The organism is Actinomycetospora sp. (assembly GCF_055612215.1).
In genome coordinates, this window is the sequence record NZ_JBVPVA010000125.1 from 1 (window position 1) to 2,923 (window position 2,923).

2 protein-coding genes are annotated in these 2,923 nt (G+C 77.3%); both read right to left on the bottom strand.

The features are described 5' to 3' along the window. Positions 1 to 272: signal recognition particle receptor subunit alpha (locus AC0CYZ_RS03245; protein WP_472212293.1), on the bottom strand; the 272-nt coding region annotated here is incomplete at its 3' end. A gap of 114 nt (positions 273 to 386) precedes the next feature. Further along, positions 387 to 2,858, bottom strand: a complete 2,472-nt coding sequence (locus tag AC0CYZ_RS03250) for a [protein-PII] uridylyltransferase (RefSeq protein ID WP_472212295.1) — start codon at positions 2,856 to 2,858, stop codon at positions 387 to 389. Positions 2,859 to 2,923 lie beyond the last annotated feature (65 nt).

Genomic DNA, 2,923 nt, shown 5'->3' on the forward strand with positions numbered 1-2,923 from the left:
CGGGTCTCCCCGCCGAGGATGCCGACGAGCTCCTCGTTGACGATCTTGACGACCTGCTGGGCCGGGTTGAGGGCCTCGGAGACCTCGGCGCCCTTGGCGCGCTCCTTGACCTGGCGCACGAACTCCCGGACGACGGGCAGCGCGACGTCGGCCTCGAGCAGCGCGATCCGGATCTCGCGGCAGGTGGTGTCGATGTCGGTCTCGGAGAGCCGGCCCTTGCCGCGCAGGTCCGAGAGGACCGAGGTGAGGCGGTCGGACAGGGTGTCGAACACGGCGGAGGTACTCCTGAGAAGGTGACCGGTCGGGCGACGCCGCCGGCGCGCCACGTACGCACGCCGACCGAACCCCCAGTTTAACCGGCTCCACCGGCCGACCCGGGGCCGGACTCAGCCGACGCGGCTCCCGGTCGGGTCCTCGGCGCCCCGCGCCGGGCGCGCCGCCGCCATGACGGCCGCCTCGATCGCGCGGCGGCGGGTCGGGTCGAGGGCCACGACGCTGCCGGTGCCGGGGCCGCCGTGCGGGGTGCCGTCCGCGACGTCGGGGTCGGCGGTGGCCTCCAGGCAGAACGCGTCCACCACGGAGGAACCCAGCGTCGACACCCGGGCCCAGCGCACGTCGACGCCCTGCGACTCGAGCGCGGCCGCGACGTGGTGGAGCAGCCCGATGCGGTCGGCGGTGCGCAGTTCGAGCACGACGGCGCCGGTCGCCTCGTCGTCGAACCACAGCACCCGGCTGGCCGGTGGCGTCGTCGGCACGTGCGAGGAGTAGTCACGCTCCTTGGCCGCGAGCCGGGCGGGGAGGTCGAGGGATCCCTGGAGCACGCGGACGAGGTCCTCGCGCATGAGCGACGCCTCGGGCAGGCGGCCGAACCGGGGCGAGACGGTGAAGCTGTCGACCGCGACGCCGTCGTGCTCGACCAGCACCGCGGCGTGCACCTGCAGGGAGTGCAGCGCGAGGACGCCCGCCGCCCGGCTGAGCAGCCCAGGGCGGTCGGGGGCGGCCACGGTCATCGTCACCGTCGTCAGCTCCTCGCCGGCGTCGATGGAGACCTCCGGGCGGCCCGACGAGGCGACCGCCTGCGCGAGCGCGAGCCGGTCGTCCGAGAGCGGCTCCGGGCCGGGCACGGGCTCGCCGGCCATCACGACGCGGCAGCGGCGCACCAGGTCGCCCATGAGCGTGGCCCGCCACGGCGTCCACACCCCGGGCCCGGTGCCCAGCGCGTCGGCCTCGGAGAGGGCGTGCAGCAGCTCCAGCAGCACCGCGTCGCCGCCGAGCGTGTCGACGACGCGCTGCACCGTCGCCGGGTCCTCGGGGTCCCGACGCTGCGCGGTGTGCGGCAGCAGCAGGTGGTGGCGCACCATCGCGGCGAGGAGGTCGACGTCGGCCGGCCAGAGACCGAGCCGGCGACCGATGTGGCGGGCGAGCTGCGCCCCGACCACCGAGTGGTCCTCGTCGCGGCCCTTGCCGATGTCGTGCACCAGGGCGCCGAGCAGCAGCAGGTCGGGTCGGGACACCCGGGTCGTCAACTCGCTCGCCCGGGCGGTGACCTCCACGAGGTGGCGGTCGACGGTCCAGACGTGCGTGCGGTCGCGCGGGGGGAGGTCCCGGACGGCGCCCCACTCCGGGAAGAGCCGCCCCCACAGGCCCGTGCGGTCGAGCGCCTCGATGACGTCGACCGCGCCCTCGCCCGCGCCCAGCAGCGCGAGCAGCTCGGTCCGCGCCGCCCGCGGCCACGGCTCGCGCAGTTCGGGGGCGGCCTCGGCGAGGCGGTTGAGCGTGCCCGCGGCGATCGGCAGCCCCGTGCGCGCCGCGACGGCCGCCAGGCGCAGGACGAGGGCCGGATCCCGGGTGACCTGCGCCTCGCGGGCGAGCACGACCTCGCCGGCCTGCTCGACCACGCCCTCGTCGAGTCCGCGGCGGGCGGGCGCGCGACGCAGCGCGGCGAGGCCGCGCTTCGGCAGGGCGGCCCGGGCGGAGCGCAGCGCGACGTCGGTGGCGTACACGACGGTACGGGCGGCACCGGAGAGCGACCGCGCGAGGTCGTAGCGGTCGGTGACGCCGAGATCGGGGACCCCGGCGAGCTCGTGGGCGTCCTCGGCCTGCAGCACGTCGCGCGCCCGGCCGGCGCGGCGGTGCAGCTCGGTGCGCAGGTCGAGCATCAGCCCGCGGGCGGAGCGGACGTCGACGGCGGGCCGGTCGACGAGCTGTGCCGCGGCGAGGGCGTCGAGGAGCTGGACGTCGCGCAGACCCCCGCGGCCGTTCTTGAGGTCGGGCTCGACGCGGTGCGCGACCTCGCCCGAGCGCTGCCAGCGGCTCCGGGTGGTGTCGACGAGCTCGTCGAACCGGGCACGCATGCCCGCGCGCCACGCCTGCCGGGCCGAGCTCGACAGGCGCTCGGCGAGCTCGGGGTCGCCCGCGAGGAGCCGGACCTCGAGCAGCCCCAGGGCCACCCGCAGGTCCTCGGTGGCCACGCCGACGGCCTCGCCGACGGTGCGCACCGAGTGGTCGAGGCCGATCCCGGCGTCCCAGAGCGGGTACCAGAGGGCGTCCGCGATCCGGGAGACGCGATCCGCGCCCTTCTGCCGGCCGCTGCCGTCGTGCACCAGGACGAGGTCGAGATCGGACCAGGGGGCGAGCTCGCGGCGGCCGAGGGCACCCACCGCGACGAGCGCGGTCCCGGTGTCCTCCCCGACGCCGACGGCCGCGGCGCGGGTGGCGAGCCAGAAGTCGTGCAGTTCGACCAGCGCCTCGCGCAGGGCGGCCGGGCCGAGCCGCCGGGCTCCGGGCGGCGGGGTGAGCAGCGCGGTACGGGCCCGCACCAGGTCGGCGGCGGCGCCCTCGTCGGACTCCCCCGACACCCGGGTGACCGGTGCGGGCGGCGCCGCGGCGGACTCCGCCGGGTCCGACCCCGGCCGTCCCCCGG